Source organism: Pseudomonas sp. BYT-1, from assembly GCF_023611805.1.
In the GTDB taxonomy this organism is placed as follows: domain Bacteria; phylum Pseudomonadota; class Gammaproteobacteria; order Pseudomonadales; family Pseudomonadaceae; genus Aquipseudomonas; species Aquipseudomonas guariconensis.
In genome coordinates this window covers 4,844,100-4,865,590 of record NZ_CP072559.1, presented here as the reverse complement: position 1 = coordinate 4,865,590, position 21,491 = coordinate 4,844,100, and the positions used below count along the sequence as shown (strand labels likewise).

Here is a 21,491-nt window from a genome sequence, read left to right as displayed (position 1 = left end):
GGGCCGTAAAGCGGCCCCCTCAACGTTTCAACGACACCGAGCCAGCCAATCCACCACCGCCTTGCCTGCCCGCAATCCGCTGGCAAAACAGGCCGTCAGCAGATATCCGCCGGTAGGCGCCTCCCAATCGAGCATCTCCCCTGCGCAGAAAACCCCCGGCAGTTGCTTGAGCATCAAACCGTTGTCCAGCGCTTCGAAGCGCACGCCACCGGCGCTGCTGATCGCCTCATCCAATGGCCTTGGCCGCACCAATTCGATCGGCAAGGCCTTGATCGCCCGCGCCAGCGCTTGGGGATCAGCGAAGGTCGCTTGATCGGTCAGCTCCCGCAGCAATGCTGCCTTGACCCCCTCGATGCCCAGTTGGCCTTGCAGGTGCTTGGCCATCGAGCGAGAGCCACGGGGTTTGGCCAGGGCCTGGACGATTTTATCCACAGCGCGGTCCGGCAGCAGGTCGAGCAGCAGCCTGCCCCGGCCATCTCGGTTGATGGCCTCGCGCACCGCCGCTGACCAGGCATATACCAGGCTGCCTTCGACGCCTTGGGCGGTGAGGATGAACTCGCCCTTGCGCGGGGCGCTGCCGGGTACGCTCAGGGCAATATTCTTCAGCGGTGCGCCGGCGAACTTGTCCTTGAGCAGTTGGCTCCAGCCCTGAACCTCGAAACCACAGTTGCTCGGTTGCAGCGGTGAGATATCCACACCCCGCTCAGCCAGCAACGATTGCCACGTACCGTCGGAGCCCAGGCGCGCCCAACTGCCGCCACCCAGGGCCAGCACCACGGCATCGGCTTGCACCTGCAGCTCGCCCTGTGGATAAGCGATCCGCAAGGTGCCGTCGCTGTTCCAGCCTAACCAGCGGTGGCGGGTGTGGATAACCACGCCGCGCTCGCGCAGGCGCTTGAGCCAGGCGCGCAGCAGCGGTGCAGCTTTCATGTCACGGGGGAACACCCGACCTGAGGTGCCGACAAAGGTGTCGATGCCCAAGCCGTGAATCCACTGGCGCAGGGCGTCGGCATCGAAGTCGTGTAGCAGCGCGTCGATTTTGTCCTGACGCTCGGCATAGCGGGAGATGAATGCGGGATAAGGCTCGGAGTGGGTGATGTTCATGCCGCCAACGCCGGCCAGCAGGAACTTGCGGCCCACCGATGGCATGGCATCGAAGACCTGCACCGCCAGGCCGGCATTGGCCAATGCCTCGGCCGCCATCAGGCCGGCGGGGCCGCCACCGATGACGGCGACGAGGGGAGGGGAGGCGTGATGTTGATCGGGCATGGTGGGCGGCAGGCTGTGGAAAAGAGCCGGCATTCTACCCCAGCGAGGCCTGTCCAAGCACTGATCAGAAAATGATCATATCCTTGTGGGTCAGACGGTTAAAGGCCTGCAGAGGCTTTCCCGCAGGTTATCCACAGGCGGTTCCACAGTCATTGTGCACAACCCAGCACCCGCGCCGCGCTGTGATGAAGAATGCCATGGCGCCTGGCCAGGGCTTCGCGGTCTTTGCTGTAGCCGCCGCCGATCACGCCGACCACTGGAATGTCCCGGCCCAGGCAATGACGCATCACGCGTTCATCCCGGGCGGCCAGCCCTTCGTCGGTCAGTTGCAGGTATCCCAGGGCATCGTCCTTGTGAACATCCACGCCGGCGTCATACAGCACCAGATCGGGCTGGTACAGCGGCAGCAGGTAGTTGAGCGCGTCATCCACGACCTTCAGATACGCCGTGTCGCCCATCCCGCGGGGCAGGGGGATATCCCAGTCGCTCTGGGCCTTGCGCGCTGGGAAGTTCTGCTCGCAGTGCAGCGACACGGTGATCGCCTCCGGGGTGTCGTGGAGGATGCGTGCGGTGCCATCGCCCTGGTGCACGTCGCAGTCGAAGATCAGCACCCGATGCACCCGCCCGGCCTCGAGCAGGTAACGGCTGATCACCGCCAGGTCGTTGAAGATGCAAAACCCTGCCGGGTGGTCGTAGTGGGCATGATGGGTGCCACCCGCCAGGTGGCAGGCGATGCCATCGCGCAAGGCCATTTCGGCGGTCAGCAGCGAGCCGCCCACGGCCCGTACCGTACGCCGGGCCAGCGCCTCGCTCCAGGGCAGGCCCAGGCGTCGCTGGTCTTCTCGGGACAGCTCGCCCTGCATGTAGCGCTCGATGTAGCTGCGGTCATGGGCTAAGGCGAGGATGTCGTTGGGGCAGATGTCCGGGCGCAGCAATTGCTCGTCCGTGACCAGGCCGCTGTCGACCAGGTGATCGCGCAGCAGGCGGAACTTATCCATGGGGAAGCGATGCTCGGGTGGGAAGTCCGGGCTGTAGTCGTCGTGGTAGATCAGCGGCAACGGCATGGAAGGAATCGCGGTGAGGGCCAAGAATTGATCTTGCCAGCAGTCGCAGTGGGACGCCATCGCGGGCAGACGGTGCGTAGCCAGACACCGCCGGCACAATGTCCAGGCGATGTATCCAGTCGCCGGCAATCGTAGGGTCGCCGCGCACTACTTGCCGGCGCTGGCCAGCACCCGCTGCCAGTCGGGCTCGTTCATGCGCCCAAGGATCCGCGCCTTGCCGTTGCTGTCCACCGAGACGAACAGGGCGCTGGCATAGCCGCTTTCGCGTTCTCCCCCGAGTACATGCAATTGACGCTGGAAGTGATCGATGCAGCCGTTGTGGGTGACCAGCACCAAGTTATGACCAGGGCGCTTGCGGGCGAGGGCTTCGGCAGGAAACTGGCTGTCGCAGTTTTCCAGCCAGTCTTCACTGGGCACGGCCTGGCCGAGAATGAAGTGTGCGGTCTGGCGGGTTCGCAGCTTGGGGCTGCTGTACTGATCGGCGGTACCCAGGCCCAGTTGCTGCAGGCCTTGACCGACGCGCATCGCAGCCTGGCTACCGGCGACGGTGATCCCGGTCGGGTCGTCCAGGCACGGGCCGGGCGCGCTGTCGCAGCGCTCGGCGTGGCGAATCATCACGATCACCGTTCCCTGCGCCCAATCCTGCAGCAGCCCGCTGTCGCTCAGCTGTTGCTCGTTGCCAAGGTCCACGATGTGCGTCCTCGTCGAAAGCCAGGTGGTCAGGCCGGCCAGCGTCAACAGCAGGCCTGCGGCTGCGGCAATTGCCTTGCGTAAGTAACGGCGTCGTTTGGGGGGCGTGTGTACGGCGGGGTTTTGCAAGGTGTTGCTCGGGTACATGCTTGACTCCAATGACAGGACGCAGCCGTGGGCCGCGGCGTATGGCGGCATTGTGCGAAGCGGGCTGTTGGAGGCCGGTGAAGTGCGTGTGAAAATTGCATTCACAGTGCCAACGGCGCGCTGGCGCCTACGCTGTACAGTGCATGACCGCGAATTCGGAGCACCCTGATGACCCCTATCCTCGAACTGGAAAGCGCACGGCTTGTGTTGCGCCAATGGCAGGACGACGATCTGCGTGAGTTCGCCGCGCTGTGCGCCGACCCGCAGGTGATGCGCTATTTTCCGGCACCGATGACGCGCCTTGAGTCCGCGGCGCTGATCGGGCGGATACGTGGGCATTTCAATGAATACGGTTTTGGCCTATGGGCCTTGGAGCGCAAGGACAGCGGCGCCTTCATCGGCATGACGGGGCTGCTCAATGTCAATTTCGACGCCCCTTTTGGCCCTGCCGTGGAGATCGGCTGGCGCCTGGCCCGGCGTCATTGGGGCCTGGGCTTTGCCAGCGAGGCGGCGTGGACCTGCCTGCGTTGTGCTTTCGCCCAATTGCACCTGGATGAAGTGGTGTCGTTCACTACCGAGGGCAACCTGCCGTCGCAGAAGGTCATGCAGGCCATCGGCATGGTCCAGGACCTTGCCGGCAGTTTCGAGCATCCCCGCCTGGCCGCCGGCCACCCCCTGCGCCCTCATGTGCTGTACCGCATCGATCGCGCGCGGTGGCAACAGACCTTGCGTGGCTGAATGGCACGCCATGCAGGGTGCGAATGACAAACCCTGTATCATTTGCCCGCATGAGAGCGCCGTAGAGCCGTGATGCCTTGCTAGGAGAATCCCCCATGAGCCATGTATTGGACGACTTGGTCGACCTGCTGAGCCTCGAGTCCATCGAAGAAAACCTGTTCCGAGGTCGCAGCCAGGACCTTGGCTTCCGTCAGTTGTACGGTGGACAGGTGCTTGGCCAGTCACTGTCGGCGGCCAGCCAGACCGTCGAAGAGGCGCGCCATGTGCATTCATTGCACGGCTACTTCCTGCGCCCGGGCGACGCCAGCATGCCGGTCGTGTATTCGGTCGATCGCGTGCGCGACGGCGGTAGCTTCAGCACCCGGCGGGTGACGGCGATCCAGAAAGGGCACCCGATCTTCACGTGCAGCGCTTCGTTCCAGTACGACGAGGGTGGTTTCGAGCACCAGGCGCCGATGCCCGATGTGGTCGGGCCGGAAAACCTGCCCAGCGAAGTCGAGCTGGCGAGCGCCATGGCCGAACATCTGCCCGAGCGCATTCGCGACAAGGTGCTGTGCGCCAAGCCCATCGAGATTCGCCCGGTCACCGAACGCGATCCGTTCAACCCCAAGCCGGGCGATCCGATCAAATACGCCTGGTTCCGTGCCGACGGCAAGCTGCCGGATATGCCGGCCCTGCACAAATACCTGTTGGCCTACGCCTCGGACTTTGGCCTGCTGACCACCTCGCTGCTGCCCCATGGCAAATCGGTGTGGCAGAAGGACATGCAGATTGCCAGCCTCGATCACTCGCTGTGGTTCCACGGCAACCTGCGCGCCGATGAGTGGCTGCTGTACGCCACTGATAGCCCCTGGGCGGGCAACGCCCGTGGCTTCAACCGCGGCAGCATCTTCAACCGCGCCGGCCAGTTGGTGGCGTCGTCGGCCCAAGAGGGCTTGATCCGCCATCGTGAGGACTGGGCATGAGCCTGGGCAGCATTCGCCACTGGGTGTTCGACATGGACGGCACGCTCACGGTGGCGGTGCACGATTTCGCGGCGATTCGCGAGGCGCTGGGCATACCGCCTGAGCACGACATCCTTACCCACCTGGCGGCCTTGCCGGCCGAGGAGGCCGCGGCCAAGCATGCCTGGCTGCTTGAGCACGAGCGCGACCTGGCGATTGCCTCCAAGCCGGCTGAAGGGGCGGTGGAGTTGGTGCGCGAACTGGCCGGACGGGGTTGCCAACTGGCCATCCTGACCCGCAATGCACGGGAGCTGGCGCACGTCACTCTGGAGGCCATCGGCCTGGCCGACTGCTTTGCTGTCGAACACATCCTCGGGCGTGACGAAGCCGCGCCCAAGCCTAGCCCCGACGGCTTGCTGAAGATCGCCCAAGCCTGGGACGTTTCTCCGGCTTCGCTGGTGATGGTTGGCGACTATCGTTTCGACCTGGATTGCGGCCGCGCCGCAGGGGCGCGCACGGTCCTGGTCAATCTGCCGGACAACCCCTGGCCGGAACTGGCGGACTGGCATGCCGCCGATTGCCGCGCCCTGAGGTCGTTGCTCGGCTGACCCTGCCTGTCCAGACCGGTCTAATCTGCAGTGTTGGTTTTTCGATCCCTCAAGGAGACTTTGTGATGAGCAACAAGGCCATCTATGTGCAACCCGGTGGCGGTTACGACAACGTCCAGGTAGGGACCAGCGAGGCGCGCGCGCCGCAGGCTGGCGAAATCACCGTGCGCCTGCACGCCAGCTCGCTCAATTACCATGATTTCGCCGTGGTCAGCGGCATGTGGGGGCCGAGCGAACGACGCATCCCAATGGCCGACGGCGCAGGCGAAGTGGTCGCGGTCGGGCCGGGTGTCAGCGAGTTCCAGGTGGGGGACTCGGTGGTGAGCACGTTCTTCCCCGACTGGCTCGATGGTCAGGCGAACGTGGAAGGCTTCGCCACGGTGCCCGGCGATGGTATCGATGGCTACGCCCGTGAGCAGGTGACGGCCCGCGCCACCGCCTTCACCTTGGCGCCCAAAGGCTACAGCCACGCCGAGGCGGCCACCCTGACCACCGCCGGTCTTACCGCCTGGCGCGCGCTGATGAGCGATGACCACCTCAAGCCGGGCGACACCGTACTGGTACTGGGCACCGGTGGTGTGTCGATCTTCGCTTTGCAGTTCGCCAAGCTGGCCGGAGCCACGGTGATCGCCACCTCCTCCAGCGATGCCAAGCTCGAGCGCCTAAAAGCCTTGGGCGCCGATCATCTGATCAACTACCGCAGTACCCCTGCATGGGGCCAGAAGGTACGTGAGCTCACGGATAACCGCGGTGTCGATCATGTGATCGAAGTCGGCGGGCCGGCCACCCTCGAACAGTCGATGATCGCTGCGCGTATCGGAGGACACGTTTCGTTGATCGGTATCCTCACCGGCGTTGCCGGTCAGTTGCCGCTGGTCCAGGCGCTGGTGCGCCAGATCCGCCTGCAAGGTGTGCTGGTGGGCAGTCGTGCCCAACAACAGGCGATGATCCGGGCGATCGACGCCAACGGCCTGCGTCCTGTGGTGGACAAGCACTTCGAGCTCGAGCAGATCGTCGAGGCCTTCCGCTACCAGGAAAGCAACCGCCATTTCGGCAAGATCTGCCTGACCTATTGAGCGGGTCAGGGGGCCGCTGGTGCGGCCCTTCGCGGGTAGACCCGCTCCCACAGCTTCCGCGCCGTTTTCAAGACCTACGATGGCGCTACCCTGTTGCGCTGGAACGACCGTTCCAGAGCGATTCTGTGCAAACGTAGGTGGCAATCTACTGGCCATGGCATGGATGGAAACACCATGTCGTGATCGAGCAGTTGCGGGGCGTTTTCGAGCATTTTTTGGTCGACCACCCCCGCTTAAAGTGGTCTCTGCATTTTGTGGGTGCATCGCCCTGGATACGTGAAAACCTCAACAACACACGTAAGCGATGCGCCGTGTCACTGTTCTTTCAAAGGAGAAGTTGTTCGCCTACCTCTGCCCGTCCTTTCCTTGTGTCAGCAAAAAGAGAACAAGATCAATGAACACCGTGGGATCTGATGGCAACCTTGCACAAGGTTTCAAGCCACGTCATGTAACGATGCTGTCCATCGCAGGCATCATCGGTGCCGGACTTTTCGTAGGCTCAGGGCATGCCATCGCGGCAGCCGGGCCGGCAACCATTCTTTCTTATTTCGTGGCCGGGACCTTGGTGGTTCTGGTCATGCGCATGCTCGGTGAAATGGCGGTCGCCCATCCTGACACCGGTTCCTTTTCCACTTACGCCGAACAGGCCATCGGCCGCTGGGCCGGCTACACCATCGGTTGGCTGTACTGGTGGTTCTGGGTCTTGGTGATCCCGATCGAAGCCCTGGCCGCCGGGCACGTGCTCAATGCCTGGTTCCCCCAGGTGGACAGCTGGATCTTCGCCTTGCTTTCGGTCGTGCTGTTGGCCGGCACCAACCTGTTCAGCGTGGCCAAGTACGGTGAGTTCGAGTTCTGGTTCGCGATTCTCAAAGTCACGGCCATTCTCGGTTTCATCGGTCTTGGATTCGCCGCTCTACTGGGCTGGTTGCCCAATCGCGAAGTCAGCGGCTTGAGCACGCTGATGGCCGAGCACGGTGGTTTCACGCCCAAGGGCTGGTCCGCCGTAGTCGGCGCCTTCATCACTGTGATGTTCAGCTTCATCGGCACCGAGGCGGTGACCATTGCCGCTGCCGAATCCAGCGACCCATCGCGCAACATCGCCAAGGCCACCCGCTCGGTGATCTGGCGGATCAGTACCTTCTACATCCTGTCGATCTTCGTGATCATCTCCGTCGTGCCGTGGAACGATCCGCAACTGGCCGTGGTGGGCTCCTATCAGCGTGCCCTGGAAATCATGAACATCCCCAATGCAGCCTTCATGGTCGACCTGGTGGTGTTGGTGGCTGTGACCAGCTGCATGAACTCCTCGATCTACATCGCCTCGCGGATGATGTACTCCCTGGCCAAGCGCGGTGATGCCCCGGCGATCCTGAACAAGACCAACAGCGTCGGCGTACCTCGTGCCGCAGTGTTCGGCAGTACCTTGATCGGTGCGGCCATTGCCATCCTCAACTATTTCGCGCCAAAGGGCGTGTTCGAGTTCCTGCTCGCCAGCTCCGGTGCCATCGCATTGCTGGTGTACATGGTCATCGCCATTTCCCAGCTGCGCATGCGCCGCCGTCTGGAACGCGAGAGCACCGAGCTCAAGTTCCGCATGTGGCTGTTCCCGTACCTGACCTGGGCAGTGATCATCTTCATCGCCTGTGCCTTGGGCGTGATGATGTTCACCGAAGAACACCGTGCCGAGGTGACGGCAACCCTTAGCCTGGCGTTGGTGATTTCCTTCCTGGGGATCGTCACAACCCGTGGACAGGCCCGCAAGGAAGTGGGCGTGCGCTCGATGGGTTGATCCAAAGTCCGAGCGGGAGCTTCGATGGCATCGCCGCCGCTGCTCCCGCTTTGGCAGCCGCAAGACATGCAGGATGCGATGGCCGACAACGACGAAGCGATCGTGGATGATCTGAAGGATCAGGCCGAAGGCTGACCGGTAGCCGTCGTGCAGGCATAAAAAAAGGCACCTGGGTGATCAGGTGCCTTTTGTGTGTCTGGTGGAGCCGGGGGGATTTGAACCCCCGTCCGCCAGTCCTCCGCTGTCGGTACTACATGCTTAGCCGTGTCTACTGAGTTAATCCGCAGCCGCCCGACGGGCAGGGTGCTTTGGACGAGTTGTGTAAGTTTTAGCCGCTTCGTCCACAACGTACTACGCGGCGATCCTGTTCTGTATGACAATCACTTCGGGTTTACAGGCATCCCCTGGTGATTGCTGGAGCCGAAGCTACCAGGAGAGCGGGCTCAGCTGCTTACGCAGCGAGAGCGTAGCCCTCGTAGTTTTCGTCATTGGCAACTATAGAAAGTTGCAACAGTGGATTTACGAGTTCTGTTACCAACTCGGCATGCACCTAGAGTTTCGATACCGGCGTCGAATCCTAATCGGCCCCACACTCAGCTCTAGCTGACGTGCCTTTCGACACGTGGGTGCAGTATACGCGTTTGCACGCCCGGCGTCGACAGCTGCGCCGATTGCGCGTCAGGAGCCGCTGCCGCTGCTGGAGCCACTGCCTTTCTCGGTTTTTTCCATGCGTTCGAGTACCTGGCTGGTGATGGCGATGCATTCCTTGGTGTCGCCGGAAGCCTGGGCGGCCTTGGCCTTGTCGACGCGCTCGGTGATGGCTTTGTCCAAGCCTTCGGAGGTCGTGCCGAGGGTGGCCATGTTGTCGTCGATTTTTTGCAGGTTGATGGCGCAGAGGTCTTCGTCGGCGAACACCGGCGAGGCCAGCAGGGTTGCGGCCGCGAACAGGGCGGAAAGCGCAGTACCTTTCATGGGGTGTCTCCTCGTGATGGCCTCTGGAAGGTGGGCCTGTAACGGTGGACTGCGCAGGTTTTGCCTGGGTTCCATTTGATGGGTAGTACTGTTGCTGCCGGATGTTTTCGTCGCGGGTAAACCCGCTCCCACAGGGGGGCGGGTTCATGCGTGAGAGGCAGTCAGGCCGCCCTGGCGGCCTTAAAGGCTGCGCGCTCGCGTGACGCGGTCCACTAGATAGACCAGCCCGTGATAGTCGATGCCGCTGTGGCTGGACAGACCGATCTCGCAGGTGCGGCTGGTGGAGATGCCTTCGCTGCAGTACTGCACGGCATCTTTCAGGCTGCGCAGCGAGTGGGCGTTGAGTTCCGGTGTGGTGAAGCCTTTGTCGCCGGCGAAACCGCAGCAATGGATGCCCTCGGGGATCACCACCTGCTTGCTGCACAGACGCACCAGGTCGATCAGCGCCTGGCTTTCGCCCAGATGTTGGGTGCTGCAGGTGACATGCACAGCGACGGGCTCGTCCTGCGCAGTGAACGTCAGGCGCTCGACCAGGTGAGTGCGAATGAAGCGCACCGGGTCGTACAGGTCCAGGCGGGTATCGGCCAAATCCTGGACCAGGCGCAGGGTGCAGGGGCTGGTGTCGCAGTAGATCGGGTCGAGGCCGCCACGGCTGGCGTGCAATAGCGCGTTGATCAGTTCCTGGCGCTTGTGCTCGGCCTGTTCGGCATAGCCTTTTGAGGCGAAGGGCTGGCCGCAGCACAGGCTGTCGGCGTTCTCGGGGAACACCACCTGATAGCCGGCTTTTTCCAGCAGTGCGCGGGTTTTATCCAGCAGCGAGCTTTGCTCTCGATCCCCGGCTGACGGCCCCATCACCCGCGAGACGCAGGCGGCGAGATAGACCACCCGTGGGCGAGCATCATGGCTTGCCGGCGCGATATCGACGGCGCGAACCGCTTGGGGCATGGCGGGGGTCCATTGGGGCAGGCGCCCATTGCTGGCTTTGCGCAGGGAGGCGCTCAAGCGGCTCAGGCGTGGGGCGCCGAGCAGCTTGCGCGCACCGTTGGCGGCGGCCAGGGTCAGTCGAGCGCCGCGCAGAGCGGTAGTGAAGTGTTCTGCGAGCCAGTTGGCGGCCTGGCCGTGTGCGGCAGCCTGGCCTCGCAGTTTCTTCACCAGTTCACCGGTATTGATGCCCACCGGGCAACGCTGGGCGCACAAGCCGGTGGCAGCACAGGTATCGATGCCCTGGTATTGATAGGTTTTCAGTAGCTCCCGAGTATCGAGGCCAGCACGGGTCCTGGCTTGGATATCACGCCACATGACAATGCGCTGGCGCGGGCTCAGGGTCAGCCCTTTGGAGGGGCACACCGGTTCGCAGAAGCCGCACTCGATGCATTTGTCGACGATCTCGTCGGCTGCAGGGAGGGGCTTTAGGTGCTTAAGATGGATATCTGGATCTTCGCTGAGCACCACGTCGGGGTTGAGGATGCCGTTGGGGTCCAGCAGGCGTTTGAGCTGCCACATCAACTGATAGGCGTCCTGGCCCCATTCGAGCTCCACGAAGGGCGCCATGTTGCGTCCGGTGCCGTGTTCGGCCTTGAGCGAGCCGCCGAACTCCACGGCCACCAGTTGTGCTACGTCATCCATGAAGGCCTGGTAGCGCGCCACTTCCTCAGGGCTGTTGAAGCCCTGGGTGAAGACGAAGTGCAGGTTGCCTTCCAGGGCGTGGCCGAAAATGATCGCCTCGTCGTAGCAGTGTTTGTCGAACAGCTGGATCAGGCGATTGACACCCTCGGCCAGTTGCTCGATGGGGAAGGTCACGTCCTCGATGATGACCGTCGTGCCGGTCTGGCGCACCGCGCCGACGGCGGGGAAGGTGTCCTTGCGGATCTTCCACAGCTGGTTGTACACCGCCGGGTCTTCGCTGAAATCCACGCGTTGCTCCAGGGGGAACTCGGCAATGGCCGCCATGATCTGGCTGAGCTGCTCGTGGAGCAGGCTCTGGCTGGCGGCGCGGGACTCGATCAGCAAGGCGCAGGCATTGGTCGACAGCCCCTTCACCCAGGCAGGCATGCCGGGCATGTCCTGCACCGAACGCAGGCTACGCCGGTCAAGCAGCTCCACGGCGGACACCGGCTGTGGCTTGAGCACGGTCACGGCGCGGCAACAGCTTTCCACCGAGGGGAAGACCAGTAGGGCGCTGGCCTTGTGCGGGTGATCGGGCACGGTGTCGTAGGTGACCGCGCTGATGAAGCCCAGGGTGCCTTCGGAGCCGACCAGTAGGTGCTGGAGGATATCCAGCGGTTGGTCGTAGTCCACCAGAGCGTTGAGTGACAGCCCGGTGGTGTTCTTCAGCCGGTACTTGTGCCGGATGCGCTCGGCCAGCGCCGTGTTGGCCCGGGTCTCGCGGCCCAGGCGGGCGAGTTCGTCCAGCAACGACGCGTGGCTTTGGCTGAAGGCAGCGACACTGGCCGGGTCCTCGCTGTCCAGACAGGTGCCGTCGGCCAGCACCATGCGCATACCGGCCAAGGTGTGGTAGGTGTTCTGAGCGGTGCCGCAGCACATGCCGCTGGCGTTGTTGGCGACGATGCCGCCGATTTTGCAGGCGTTGATCGAGGCCGGATCCGGGCCGATCTTACGTCCATAAGGCGCGAGCCAGGCGTTGGCCTGGGCACCGATGACGCCGGGTTGCAGCCGGATCTGCTCGCCCTGGCCACGGATCTGACGACCGTTCCAGTTATCGCCTAGAACGATCAGCACCGAATCGCTGATGGCCTGGCCGGACAGGCTGGTGCCTGCAGCCCGGAAAGTGACCGGCACACGGTCGCGCTGGGCCAGGTGCAGTAGGCCCACCACCTCGTCCTCGGATTCGACGCGCACCACCAGCTTTGGGATGAGCCGGTAGAAGCTGGCGTCGGTGCCGAACGCCAGGGTCGAGGTCGGGTCATCGAAGCGGCGCTCGGCGGGAATCAGGCGCTGGGCATCTCGCAGGAACGCGGCGGGCAAGCTCATGCAATCTCCTCTCGGGGCCACAGCGTCTGTCGCGCTGCGTGCCCCGGTCAATCAGGCAGTTTCGTGCAGGCGTCAGGCGCCCAGTTCGCGGACCAGCGAATCGCGGGTGATTTCGCTGATGGATTTGGCACCGGTCAGGACCATGGCCACGCGCATTTCTTTCTCGAACAGATCGAGCAAATTCTTCACCCCGGCCTCGCCATGGGTGGCCAGCGCATAGAGGAAGGCGCGACCGATCAGCACAGTGTCAGCGCCCAGGGCGATCATGCGCACCACGTCCAGGCCATTGCGGATACCGGAGTCGGCGAGGATCTTGATGTCGCCTTTGACCGCGTCGGCAATCGCCGGCAGGGCGCGGGCACTGGACAGTACCCCGTCGAGTTGGCGGCCGCCGTGGTTGGAGACGACGATGCCGTCGGCACCGAACTTCACTGCGTCCTTGGCATCCTCGGGATCAAGGATGCCCTTGATGATCATCGGGCCATCCCAGAACTCTCGGATCCACTCCAGATCCTTCCAGGAAATGGACGGGTCAAAGTTGGCACCCAGCCAGCCGATGTAGTCCGCCAGGCCTGTGGGGTTGCCGCGGTACTTCGAAATATTGCCCAGATCATGTGGGCGGCCCAGCAGGCCTACATCCAACGCCCACTGCGGGTGAGTCATCGCTTGCCAGATGCGACGCAGCGGCGCGTTCGGGCCGCTCATGCCGGAGTGGGCATCACGGTAGCGGGCGCCGGGCACCGGCATGTCGACGGTGAACACCAGCGTCTTGACCCCAGCGGCCTTGGCCCGCTCCAGGGCGTTGCGCATGAAGCCGCGATCCTTGAGGACATAAAGCTGGAACCACATGGGCCGGTCGATCGCCGGGGCGACTTCTTCGATGGGGCACACCGAGACCGTCGACATAGTAAAGGGAATGCCCTTGGCCGCCGCCGCCCGTGCGGCCTGGACCTCGCCACGGCGCGCGTACATACCGGTCAAACCGACCGGTGCCAGGGCCACGGGCATGCTCAGGGTTTCGTCGAACAGCCGGGTTTCCAGGCTCAACTCGGACATATTCTTCAATACGCGCTGGCGCAGGGCGATGCTGGCCAGATCCTCGACGTTGTGGCGCAAGGTGTATTCGGCGTAAGCACCGCCGTCGGCGTAGTGGAAGAGGAACGGAGGCAGCTTGCGTTGGGCCGCGGCGCGATAGTCGGTGGAGGCGGAAATGATCATGGATTCTCGCAGCGTGGGTGGGGATCGTTGCCGGACGCGCCAAGGCGCCCGGCACCTTTCACTTTAGTGATGAACCAGCATGCCGGTGAGCCAGTAGGCCTGGACTAGGGTGATCAGGCCGACGATGGTGGCGAAGAACAGGCTGTGCTTGACGGTAAAGCGGAACAGGTCGGACTCCTTGCCCACCAACCCGGTGGCGGCGCAGGCCACGGCGATGGACTGCGGGGAGATCATCTTGCCGGTCACGCCGCCGCTGGTGTTGGCGGCCACCAGCAGGGTGTCGTTGACCCCAATCTGGTGCGCGGTGGTGGCCTGCAGTGAGCTGAACAGGGCGTTGGACGACGTGTCGGAGCCCGTCAGGAACACACCCAGCCAGCCCAGGAACGGCGAGAAGAACGGGAATGCTGCACCCGTACCGGCCAGCACCAGGGCCATGGTCGAGGACATGCCCGAGTAGTTGGTGACGAAGGCGAAGGCCAGGACCATGCCAATCGACAGGATCGGCCAGCGCAGCTCCCAGAACGTCTCCTTCAAAGTGGTCAGACCAGTTTTTACGTTGATCTTGAGGACCCACATCGAGATCAGTGCCGAGAGGAAGATCGCTGTGCCGGTGGCGGAGATCGGGTCGAGCTTGAAGATCGCCGGCATGGCGGTCGGCGCGGTGACGATCGGCGCGGTCTTGATCACCAACTGGTCGAGGTGCGGGATGGCGAAGTTGAACACGAAGTTGTACATCGCGCCGCCCGGGGCGAAGGCTGCCTTGAACGGTTTGAGGGTCCAAATGGTGACCAGCACGGTCAGGATCAGGAACGGCGACCAGGCCTTGAAGATCTCGCCGAAGCTGTATGGCGAAGGTTGGCTACCGCCACTGCTGACCACGGCCGCGCCGACACTGCCTTTGGCTTCGGCGAAGGCGCGCTTGGGCTGCCAGACTTTCAGGAACAGGGTCAGGGCGATCAGGCTGGCCAGTGCCGAGGTGATGTCCGGCAGCTCAGGGCCGATGAAGTTCGAGGTGAAGTACTGGGTGATGGCGAAGCTCAGGCCGGCCACCAGGGCGGCTGGCCAGGTTTCCTTCACGCCGCGCAGGCCATCCATCATGAATACCAGCCAGAAGGGCACGAACAGCGACAGCAGTGGCAGCTGGCGGCCCGTCATGGCGCCGATGTGGAAGGCGTCGATTCCGGTGACCTGACCGGCGACGATGATTGGAATGCCTAGGGCGCCGAACGCCACCGGGGCGGTGTTGGCGATCAGGCACAGGCCGGCAGCATACAGCGGGTTGAAGCCCAAGCCCACCAGCAGCGCGGCAGTGATGGCCACCGGGGCACCGAAGCCGGCCGCGCCTTCGAGGAAGGCGCCGAAGCAGAAGCCGATCAGCAACACCTGCAGGCGCTGGTCATCGGTGATCGACAGCACGGAGCTTCGGATCACTTCGAACTGGCCGCTCTTGACCGTGAGTTTGTAGAGGAACACCGCGGCAACGATGATCCAGGCAATCGGCCACAGGCCGTAGAGGAAGCCGTAGCCTGCAGCGGCCAGGGCCATGTCGACAGGCATCTGGAAGGCGAAGATCGCAACCAGAATCGACAGGGCCAGCGTGATGCTGCCGGCGACGTGACCTTTGAGGCGGAACACCGCCAAGGCCAGGAAGAAGAACACGATGGGAATGACCGCCGCCAGCGCGGACAGGCCAAGACTACCAAGCGGGCTATAGAGTTGTTGCCAGGTTTGCATATGGGGTGGCCCCTAATTGTTGTTGGTCAGGCACTGGCATTGGATAATTGGTAATACCAATTTACAATGGCTGGTCGCTAGGTTAAAAGCGCTATCGAGGCTGTGTCAATTTGTCCTGGGCAAAACTTTGGTCGGATGCCGATGAATGGCCGGCTGATGGGCAGGGGAAATCGTCAACTGATGGGTGTCGATACGCTGTGGATCGGCGAGAATGGACGCCCCCCCTAAGTGCGTGGGGATTGTGGAGAGCATGTGATGGTTTTTGATCAGGTCCGCCAACGGCGCCTGTCCGACGACATCGTCGATCGGTTGGAAGGGATGATTCTCGAAGGTACGCTGACCTCAGGGCAGCGCCTGCCGGCCGAGCGCGTGTTGGCGGAGCAGTTTGGCGTATCCCGGCCTTCGTTGCGCGAGGCGATCCAGAAGCTGGTGGCTAAAGGGTTGTTGGTCAGTCGCCAGGGCGGTGGCAATTATGTGGCCGAGGCGCTGGGGTCAACGTTCAGCGATCCGTTGCTGCAGCTGCTCGAGCGTAACCCCGAGGCTCAGCGCGACCTGTTGGAGTTTCGCCATACGCTGGAGGCTTCCTGTGCCTACTATGCGGCCCAGCGGGCCACGGAGCCTGACCGTGAGCGGCTCAAGGCTGCCTTCGATGCGCTGCAGGACTGCTATGCCCGTGTCGACGAGGTCAGTCGGGCGGAGGAGGGGGCGGCCGATGCGCGTTTTCACCTAGCGATCGCCGAGGCCAGTCACAATGCAGTGCTGCTCCATACCATCCGCGGCTTGTTCGACCTGCTCAAGCGCAACGTGGTGACCAATATCGGCGGTATGTACCAACAGCGCAGCGAGACCCGCGACATGCTGATCAGTCAGCATCGCGAGTTGTATCGGGCAATCATCGAGGGTAGGGCAGACGATGCGCGGGAGGTCTCGAGCCGGCACATTCTGTACGTGCAGGAAGTGCTCGAAGAAGCGCAGCAGGAGGCCCAGCGTGTAGCACGCGCAGAGCGACGCAGCGGGCGTTGAGATGGGGTGCTTTGTGTAGGCGTTTAGCGGGTAAACCCGCTTCCACAGGGTTGCCGTCGCTGTCCCTGTAGGAACGGGTTTACCCGCGAATAGACCTGCACAGGCAGGGAGGGCTTACTCGCCCTTGCCCTTGTTGCGCATCGTGCGCTGGATCTCGCGATTGGAGTCGCGCTCGCGCAGGGTGTCGCGCTTGTCGAACTCCTTCTTGCCCTTGCCCAGTGCAATTTCGCACTTGATCAGGTGCTTGCTCCAGTACAGCGAGAGGGCTACGCAGGTGTAGCCCTTCTGTGCCACGGCAGCCTCCACGCGTTCGAGCTCGCGCTTGTTCAGCAGCAGCTTGCGGGTGCGGGTGGGGTCGGCGATGACGTGGGTGCTGGCGGTGGTCAGCGGGGTGATGTGGCTGCCGAACAGCCAGGCTTCGCCGTCCTTGAGCAGCACGTAGCTGTCGGTCAGGTGCGCCTTGCCGGCCCGCAGGCTCTTTACTTCCCAACCGGACAGGACCAGTCCGGCCTCGAACTTGTGTTCGATGAAGTAATCGTGTCGCGCTTTTTTGTTTTGCGCGATGGTCCCGGTCGGATGTTTCTTTTGCTTAGCCATAGGGCCCGCATTATAGGCAGTCGCTGCGTCGGCGGCTACGGGGTTTAGGTGTGCTTGAGCCTGTAGGATGAATCCCGGACAATGCAGGGCCTGTTCCCTCGAAGGGAACTGTTTTCGATGTGCTTAGAAAGCGCTGCCGCCCTGCCTTGGAAGTGACGCCTGGATGACTACCCATATTCAACGCTCTGCCCTGCTGCCGTACCCTGCCCAGGCGCTCTACGATCTGGTGAATGACGTGGCCAGCTACCCGAAATTCCTGCCGTGGTGCTCGGCCTCGACCGTGATCGAAGCCAGCGACACGCACATGCGGGCGAAGCTGGAAGTGGCCAAGGGCGGCATGAGCCAGCAGTTCGTCACACGTAATGTGCTGGTGCCTGGGCAGTCGATCGAAATGAATCTGGAGGAAGGGCCGTTCACCCAGTTGCATGGCCTGTGGCTGTTCAAGGCATTGGGCGATAAGGCCTGCAAGATCAGCCTGGACCTGTCCTTCGATTATGCCGGCCCTCTGGTGCGCGCTACCCTCGGCCCTCTGTTCAACCAGGCGGCCAACACGCTGGTCGATGCATTCTGCCAGCGGGCCAAGCAACTCAATGGCTGAGGCAAACCTGAACATCGAGGTCGTATACGCCACTGCCGAGCGTCAGTGGCTGCTGACGTGCGTGGTGCCCGCAGGCACAACCGTACATCAGGCGTTGCTCCACTCTCGGCTCGCCGAGCAAGTGCCGGGCTTGGACGTCGAGGCTTGCCCGGTGGGGATCTTCGGCAAGGTGGTGAATGATCCGTTTGCGCATCAGGTCGAGGAGGGGGATCGTCTGGAGGTCTACCGGCCGTTGTTGGCGGATCCGAAGGAAGTGCGCAAGCTGCGTGCCGCCAAGGCGAGAGCTGCGCGGCAGGGATAGGCCTGATACTTGTTGGGCACACAGTGGTCCTTAAGTCGATCAGGCAATAAAAAGCCCGGGCATTGCCCGGGCTTTTTTGTCTCGCCGCGCTTATTGCGGGGAGGTTTCCAGCGGTGCTGGTGTCGGGACCGGCGTGGTCTCGATAGTGTCGATTTCTTTCTGGATCGATTCTTCCAACGAGCCTGGCTTGGCCGGTTTTTCTTCCGGTTGGCTTGGCTGGGCCGGTTGAGTGGCTGGGCTGACGGTGGTGTCGCCGCTGCCGCCGAGGATTTCCTGGTCGCGGCTCACGCCTGGCATGAAGTCGCCGGACAGGCTGACCAATTGATCGCTGTCGTTGAAGAAAATGCTCATGCGCTCTTGCTGACGCTGGCCGCCGCCAGGCTGCAGGCTGTAGAGGTAATCCCAGCGATTGGTATTGAACGTGTCCTGGATCAGTGGGTTGCCCATGATAAACCTTACTTGGCGGCGGGTCATTCCGGGGCGCAATTGGTCTATCATGTCCTGCGTAACGACATTGCCCTGCTGGATGTCGATTTTGTAAACCCCGGGAAACGAGCAACCGGCGAGTGCGAGCAGTCCCACTAGGGTGAGGCTGGTTAGCAAGAGCTTGGTGTTTTGCATCGGTGGGCGACTTCCACTATCTTGGCTGGACAACGTAAACCCCGATCATACCCGTATTAAGAGAAGCTGCGAAGCAGCATCGGCGAGAAAGCTGACCATGGTTGAAAATAGCGAATTGCGCAAAGCCGGTCTCAAGGTGACCCTGCCTCGAGTCAAGATTCTACAGATGCTCGACTCCACGGAGCAGCGCCACATGAGCGCCGAAGACGTCTACAAGGCACTGATGGAAGCCGGTGAAGACGTCGGTCTGGCAACCGTGTATCGCGTACTGACCCAGTTCGAAGCGGCGGGTCTGGTGGTTCGCCACAACTTCGACGGCGGTCATGCGGTCTTCGAGCTGGCTGACGGCGGCCACCACGACCATATGGTCAACGTGGACTCTGGTGAAGTCATCGAGTTCGTGGATACAGAGATCGAAAAGCGCCAGAAAGAGATCGTTGCCCAGCACGGCTACGAGCTGGTTGACCATAACCTGGTCCTCTATGTGCGCAAGAAAAAGTAACGATTTATATCGTTAACAAAACAAAGGCGGCCCTCGGGTCGCCTTTTGTTTTTAGGTTGCGGGGGAGCTCGTTGTTATTCATACATAGGCCCGATCCCGCCAGCGCTGCGCCTTAATTGAAGCCGAACAACTCAGGCCTTACCTGTGACCACCATCTTGCGCGCATGGGCCAGCGATTCCTTGGTGAGGTCGATGCCGCCCAACATCCGCGCCACCTCCTCGACCCGCTCGCGCTTGCCCAGGTTGGCCACTGCTGTATGAGTGGTATCGCTGTTGCGTACCTTGTGCACGAACAGATGATGGTGCCCTTGGGCTGCGACCTGGGGCAGGTGGGTCACGGTCAGGACTTGGCCGCGCTCGCCCAGCCGACGTAACAGCTGGCCGACAATTTCTGCGGTAGGGCCGCCGATGCCAACGTCCACTTCATCGAACACCAAGGTGGGGATGCGCGAGGTTTGCGCAGTGATCACCTGGATCGCCAGACTGATCCGCGACAGCTCGCCGCCTGACGCCACTTTTGCCAAGCCCTTGAGTGGCTGGCCCGGGTTGGCGCTCACCAGCAGCTCGACCACCTCCAGGCCATGGGGCGAAAGCTCGCTGCCTTCATAGGGCGTGAGTTCGATACAGAAACGCCCGCCGGGCATGCCCAGGCGCTGGATCTCCTGTTCAACGGCCGTGGCGAGCTGCTTGGCCGCCTGCTGGCGCAACGCACTGAGCTCGAGGGCTTTGGTCTGGTAATGCTGGGCATAGGCGGCCAGTTCCTCGCCCAGGCGCTCGATCGATTCGTCGCTGGCGTTGAGCCCTTCCAGCTCGTCCATCAAGCGCTGTTGCAGGTGAGGAAGCTCGGTCGGGTGCACGCGGTGCTTGCGTGCCAGGGTGTAGATAGTGTCGAGGCGTTCCTCCAGGGCTTGCAGGCGCATGGGGTCGGCATCGAAGTGATCGAGGAAGCGGTTGAGTTCGCCCACGGCTTCCTCGACCTGGATCTGTGCGCTGGCGATTAGATTGGCGGCCTCGCCCAGCGCTTTGGGCGCGTTGGCGACGGCGGTCAGGCGATTGAGGCTGGTGGTCAGTGCACTGAGCACATTGCCGGAATCGCTTTCGCTGCAATGGTCGATCACCTGGCGGCAGATACCGAACAGGGCCTCGGCGTTGGTCAGGCTTTTATGTTCCTGTTCCAGTTGCTCCAGTTCATTTTCGCCCAGGCCAAGGTTGTCCAGCTCTTCGAGTTGATAGCTGAGCAATTGGTGACGGGCGCGTTGCTCGTCGCCGGAGTTGGACAGGCGCTCCAGCTCCTGGCGGGTCTGGCGCCAGCGCTGGGCAGCCAGTTGTACCTGACGGGCCAGGTCGATGGCGCCCGCGTACTCGTCCACAAGGCGACGATGGGTGTCGGTTTTCAACAGAGACTGGTGTTCGTGCTGGCTATGAATATCGATGAGCAGTTCGCCCAGGGCCTTGAGATCGCCCAAGGGGGAAGGGGTGCCATTGATATAGCCGCGGCTGCGTCCTTCGGCAGTGATGACCCGGCGCAGGATGCAGGGACCGGTGTTGTCCAGGTCGCGCTCGGCCAGCCAGGCACGGGCTTCAGGAATCTCGTCCAGGTCGAATGTGGCGAGGATGTCTGCCTTGTCTGCCCCAGGGCGTACCACGCCGCTGTCGGCGCGATCGCCCAAGGCCAGGCCCAGGGCGTCGAGCATGATCGACTTGCCGGCGCCGGTTTCGCCGGTGATCACGCTCATGCCGCGGGCAAGTTCGAGGTCGAGGTGCTCGACGATGGCGTAGTTGTGAATGGACAGGTGCACCAGCATGAGGGCGGCTCCCGAAGGGTCATGTCTGGTTATTTATACAGTGCTTTTCGTCGGGCTGACAATGCCCGCCGGGCGATCAATATCGTCATGGGAAAACAGCGTTGGCCCTTGAACCTTGTTTTTCCGGCCCCATATAGCCGGCAAGACAAGACGAGCCTGGGCTCGCATATCAGAAATTGCGGAGGAGAAACCTAATGGCTGACGAACAGCTGGATGAGAAGAACCTTAACGCCGAAGAGGCTGGTGCAGAGGATCTCGGTGCCCGCGTCCAGGTGCTCGAGGAGCAGCTGGCCGCCGCCAAGGATCAGTCCCTGCGCGCTGCCGCCGAACTGCAGAACATCCGCCGTCGCGCCGAGCAGGATGTCGAGAAGGCCCACAAGTTCGCCCTGGAGAAGTTCGCGGGCGACTTGCTTCCGGTGATCGACAGCCTGGAGCGTGGCCTGGAGCTGTCCAGCGCCGACGACGAGAGCATCAAGCCGATGCGCGAAGGCATCGAGCTGACCCTGAAGATGTTCCACGACACCCTCAAGCGTTACAACCTCGAGGCTGTCGACCCGCACGGCGAGCCGTTCAACGCCGAGCACCACCAGGCCATGGCCATGCAGGAAAGCGCCGACGTCGAGCCGAACAGCGTGCTCAAGGTGTTCCAGAAGGGCTACCTGCTCAATGGCCGCCTGCTGCGTCCCGCCATGGTGGTGGTCAGCAAGGCGCCGGCAGCCCCCCAGCCGTCGATTGATGAAAAGGCTTGAAATCCTTCCGGGCATCCCCATCTAGGTGTCAAGCATTCAAGTATTACCGCAGTTG

The 21,491-nt window shown here is 62.6% G+C and carries 20 protein-coding genes and 1 other RNA gene; 10 read left to right on the top strand and 11 right to left on the bottom strand.

What is annotated here, in order from left to right:
• Nucleotides 1-27 precede the first annotated feature (27 nt).
• The 3 genes from J5X93_RS22755 to pmrG form a co-directional block, all read right to left on the bottom strand.
• Nucleotides 28-1,269 (bottom strand): TIGR03862 family flavoprotein, encoded by a 1,242-nt coding sequence (locus tag J5X93_RS22755; RefSeq protein ID WP_250034015.1) that lies wholly within the window; start codon nucleotides 1,267-1,269, stop codon nucleotides 28-30.
• Nucleotides 1,270-1,418: 149 nt separating this feature from the next.
• Nucleotides 1,419-2,333: a histone deacetylase family protein gene (locus J5X93_RS22750; RefSeq protein ID WP_043210167.1), complete on the bottom strand. Its 915-nt coding sequence runs from the start codon at nucleotides 2,331-2,333 to the stop codon at nucleotides 1,419-1,421.
• A 147-nt stretch (nucleotides 2,334-2,480) separates the two neighbouring features.
• Nucleotides 2,481-3,170: a lipopolysaccharide core heptose(II)-phosphate phosphatase PmrG gene (gene pmrG / locus J5X93_RS22745; RefSeq protein ID WP_250034012.1), complete on the bottom strand. Its 690-nt coding sequence runs from the start codon at nucleotides 3,168-3,170 to the stop codon at nucleotides 2,481-2,483.
• A 168-nt stretch (nucleotides 3,171-3,338) separates the two neighbouring features.
• Here pmrG and J5X93_RS22740 point away from each other — a divergent pair, with 168 nt between their 5' ends.
• From J5X93_RS22740 to gabP, 5 genes are all read left to right on the top strand, one after another.
• Nucleotides 3,339-3,908, top strand: a complete 570-nt coding sequence (locus tag J5X93_RS22740; RefSeq protein WP_070576566.1) for a GNAT family N-acetyltransferase — start codon at nucleotides 3,339-3,341, stop codon at nucleotides 3,906-3,908.
• A 95-nt stretch (nucleotides 3,909-4,003) separates the two neighbouring features.
• A complete protein-coding gene (gene tesB, locus J5X93_RS22735; RefSeq protein WP_043210152.1) occupies nucleotides 4,004-4,873 on the top strand; it encodes an acyl-CoA thioesterase II in 870 nt (289 codons plus the stop codon).
• Complete coding sequence (locus J5X93_RS22730; RefSeq protein ID WP_043210149.1) at nucleotides 4,870-5,460, top strand: HAD family hydrolase; 591 nt, start codon at nucleotides 4,870-4,872, stop codon at nucleotides 5,458-5,460. Before tesB ends, J5X93_RS22730 begins: the two co-directional genes overlap by 4 nt.
• A gap of 65 nt (nucleotides 5,461-5,525) precedes the next feature.
• Nucleotides 5,526-6,536: a zinc-dependent alcohol dehydrogenase family protein gene (locus J5X93_RS22725; protein ID WP_250034009.1), complete on the top strand. Its 1,011-nt coding sequence runs from the start codon at nucleotides 5,526-5,528 to the stop codon at nucleotides 6,534-6,536.
• 394 nt (nucleotides 6,537-6,930) lie between these two features.
• A complete protein-coding gene (gene gabP, locus J5X93_RS22720) occupies nucleotides 6,931-8,325 on the top strand; it encodes a GABA permease (protein WP_043210144.1) in 1,395 nt (464 codons plus the stop codon).
• Between the two features lie 197 nt (nucleotides 8,326-8,522).
• Here gabP and ssrA read toward each other — a convergent pair.
• The 5 genes from ssrA to J5X93_RS22695 all read right to left on the bottom strand — a co-directional run bounded on the left by ssrA (nucleotide 8,523) and on the right by J5X93_RS22695 (nucleotide 15,240).
• Nucleotides 8,523-8,914, bottom strand: a transfer-messenger RNA (tmRNA) gene (ssrA, locus tag J5X93_RS22715).
• An 89-nt stretch (nucleotides 8,915-9,003) separates the two neighbouring features.
• Nucleotides 9,004-9,297 carry a PA2433 domain-containing protein gene (locus tag J5X93_RS22710; RefSeq protein WP_043210142.1) on the bottom strand — a complete coding sequence of 98 codons (294 nt, stop codon included), beginning with the start codon at nucleotides 9,295-9,297 and terminating at the stop codon, nucleotides 9,004-9,006.
• Between the two features lie 180 nt (nucleotides 9,298-9,477).
• On the bottom strand, nucleotides 9,478-12,288 hold the full coding sequence (locus J5X93_RS22705) for an FAD-binding and (Fe-S)-binding domain-containing protein (RefSeq protein WP_250034006.1): 2,811 nt from the start codon (nucleotides 12,286-12,288) through the stop codon (nucleotides 9,478-9,480).
• A gap of 72 nt (nucleotides 12,289-12,360) precedes the next feature.
• On the bottom strand, nucleotides 12,361-13,506 hold the full coding sequence (gene lldD, locus J5X93_RS22700) for an FMN-dependent L-lactate dehydrogenase LldD (RefSeq protein ID WP_043210138.1): 1,146 nt from the start codon (nucleotides 13,504-13,506) through the stop codon (nucleotides 12,361-12,363).
• A 63-nt stretch (nucleotides 13,507-13,569) separates the two neighbouring features.
• Entirely contained in the window at nucleotides 13,570-15,240 is a 1,671-nt protein-coding gene (locus J5X93_RS22695) for a lactate permease LctP family transporter (protein ID WP_070576509.1), read from the bottom strand.
• Between the two features lie 255 nt (nucleotides 15,241-15,495).
• Between J5X93_RS22695 and J5X93_RS22690 the strand changes: the two genes are divergently transcribed.
• Nucleotides 15,496-16,263, top strand: coding sequence for an FCD domain-containing protein (locus J5X93_RS22690; protein WP_043210135.1), 768 nt, complete (start codon nucleotides 15,496-15,498; stop codon nucleotides 16,261-16,263).
• A 114-nt stretch (nucleotides 16,264-16,377) separates the two neighbouring features.
• Here J5X93_RS22690 and smpB read toward each other — a convergent pair whose 3' ends face one another.
• Nucleotides 16,378-16,860: an SsrA-binding protein SmpB gene (gene smpB / locus J5X93_RS22685; RefSeq protein ID WP_043210132.1), complete on the bottom strand. Its 483-nt coding sequence runs from the start codon at nucleotides 16,858-16,860 to the stop codon at nucleotides 16,378-16,380.
• Nucleotides 16,861-17,023: 163 nt separating this feature from the next.
• Here smpB and J5X93_RS22680 point away from each other — a divergent pair, with 163 nt between their 5' ends.
• The gene (locus J5X93_RS22680; RefSeq protein ID WP_250034004.1) at nucleotides 17,024-17,458 is read left to right on the top strand and encodes a type II toxin-antitoxin system RatA family toxin; all 435 of its coding nucleotides are present in this window, start codon (nucleotides 17,024-17,026) and stop codon (nucleotides 17,456-17,458) included.
• The gene (locus tag J5X93_RS22675) at nucleotides 17,451-17,759 is read left to right on the top strand and encodes an RnfH family protein (protein ID WP_043210129.1); all 309 of its coding nucleotides are present in this window, start codon (nucleotides 17,451-17,453) and stop codon (nucleotides 17,757-17,759) included. Before J5X93_RS22680 ends, J5X93_RS22675 begins: the two co-directional genes overlap by 8 nt.
• 90 nt (nucleotides 17,760-17,849) lie before the next feature.
• Here J5X93_RS22675 and J5X93_RS22670 read toward each other — a convergent pair whose 3' ends face one another.
• A complete protein-coding gene (locus J5X93_RS22670) occupies nucleotides 17,850-18,380 on the bottom strand; it encodes an outer membrane protein assembly factor BamE (RefSeq protein WP_043210127.1) in 531 nt (176 codons plus the stop codon).
• Nucleotides 18,381-18,477: 97 nt separating this feature from the next.
• On the opposite strand from J5X93_RS22670, the gene fur reads away from it, so the two are divergent.
• Entirely contained in the window at nucleotides 18,478-18,882 is a 405-nt protein-coding gene (gene fur / locus J5X93_RS22665) for a ferric iron uptake transcriptional regulator (protein WP_043210124.1), read from the top strand.
• Between the two features lie 131 nt (nucleotides 18,883-19,013).
• Here the strand turns inward: fur and recN are convergent, their stop codons facing one another.
• Nucleotides 19,014-20,687, bottom strand: coding sequence for a DNA repair protein RecN (gene recN / locus J5X93_RS22660; RefSeq protein ID WP_043210122.1), 1,674 nt, complete (start codon nucleotides 20,685-20,687; stop codon nucleotides 19,014-19,016).
• 194 nt (nucleotides 20,688-20,881) lie between these two features.
• Between recN and grpE the strand changes: the two genes are divergently transcribed.
• The gene (grpE, locus tag J5X93_RS22655) at nucleotides 20,882-21,436 is read left to right on the top strand and encodes a nucleotide exchange factor GrpE (RefSeq protein WP_182816462.1); all 555 of its coding nucleotides are present in this window, start codon (nucleotides 20,882-20,884) and stop codon (nucleotides 21,434-21,436) included.
• The last annotated feature ends 55 nt before the right edge of the window (nucleotides 21,437-21,491 follow it).

Excerpts from the sequence above, each read along its gene's own strand:
- tesB (WP_043210152.1), top strand. The coding sequence starts at position 4,004 with ATGAGCCATGTATTGGACGACTTGGTCGACCTGCTGAGCCTCGAGTCC.
- J5X93_RS22755 (WP_250034015.1), bottom strand. The coding sequence starts at position 1,269 with ATGCCCGATCAACATCACGCCTCCCCTCCCCTCGTCGCCGTCATCGGT.
- J5X93_RS22725 (WP_250034009.1), top strand. The coding sequence starts at position 5,526 with ATGAGCAACAAGGCCATCTATGTGCAACCCGGTGGCGGTTACGACAAC.
- J5X93_RS22730 (WP_043210149.1), top strand. The coding sequence starts at position 4,870 with ATGAGCCTGGGCAGCATTCGCCACTGGGTGTTCGACATGGACGGCACG.
- J5X93_RS22690 (WP_043210135.1), top strand. The coding sequence starts at position 15,496 with ATGGTTTTTGATCAGGTCCGCCAACGGCGCCTGTCCGACGACATCGTC.
- pmrG (WP_250034012.1), bottom strand. The coding sequence starts at position 3,170 with ATGTACCCGAGCAACACCTTGCAAAACCCCGCCGTACACACGCCCCCC.
- J5X93_RS22695 (WP_070576509.1), bottom strand. The coding sequence starts at position 15,240 with ATGCAAACCTGGCAACAACTCTATAGCCCGCTTGGTAGTCTTGGCCTG.
- gabP (WP_043210144.1), top strand. The coding sequence starts at position 6,931 with ATGAACACCGTGGGATCTGATGGCAACCTTGCACAAGGTTTCAAGCCA.
- grpE (WP_182816462.1), top strand. The coding sequence starts at position 20,882 with ATGGCTGACGAACAGCTGGATGAGAAGAACCTTAACGCCGAAGAGGCT.
- J5X93_RS22750 (WP_043210167.1), bottom strand. The coding sequence starts at position 2,333 with ATGCCGTTGCCGCTGATCTACCACGACGACTACAGCCCGGACTTCCCA.
- fur (WP_043210124.1), top strand. The coding sequence starts at position 18,478 with ATGGTTGAAAATAGCGAATTGCGCAAAGCCGGTCTCAAGGTGACCCTG.
- J5X93_RS22670 (WP_043210127.1), bottom strand. The coding sequence starts at position 18,380 with ATGCAAAACACCAAGCTCTTGCTAACCAGCCTCACCCTAGTGGGACTG.
- lldD (WP_043210138.1), bottom strand. The coding sequence starts at position 13,506 with ATGATCATTTCCGCCTCCACCGACTATCGCGCCGCGGCCCAACGCAAG.
- J5X93_RS22675 (WP_043210129.1), top strand. The coding sequence starts at position 17,451 with ATGGCTGAGGCAAACCTGAACATCGAGGTCGTATACGCCACTGCCGAG.
- recN (WP_043210122.1), bottom strand. The coding sequence starts at position 20,687 with ATGCTGGTGCACCTGTCCATTCACAACTACGCCATCGTCGAGCACCTC.
- J5X93_RS22740 (WP_070576566.1), top strand. The coding sequence starts at position 3,339 with ATGACCCCTATCCTCGAACTGGAAAGCGCACGGCTTGTGTTGCGCCAA.
- smpB (WP_043210132.1), bottom strand. The coding sequence starts at position 16,860 with ATGGCTAAGCAAAAGAAACATCCGACCGGGACCATCGCGCAAAACAAA.
- J5X93_RS22710 (WP_043210142.1), bottom strand. The coding sequence starts at position 9,297 with ATGAAAGGTACTGCGCTTTCCGCCCTGTTCGCGGCCGCAACCCTGCTG.
- J5X93_RS22680 (WP_250034004.1), top strand. The coding sequence starts at position 17,024 with ATGACTACCCATATTCAACGCTCTGCCCTGCTGCCGTACCCTGCCCAG.
- J5X93_RS22705 (WP_250034006.1), bottom strand. The coding sequence starts at position 12,288 with ATGAGCTTGCCCGCCGCGTTCCTGCGAGATGCCCAGCGCCTGATTCCC.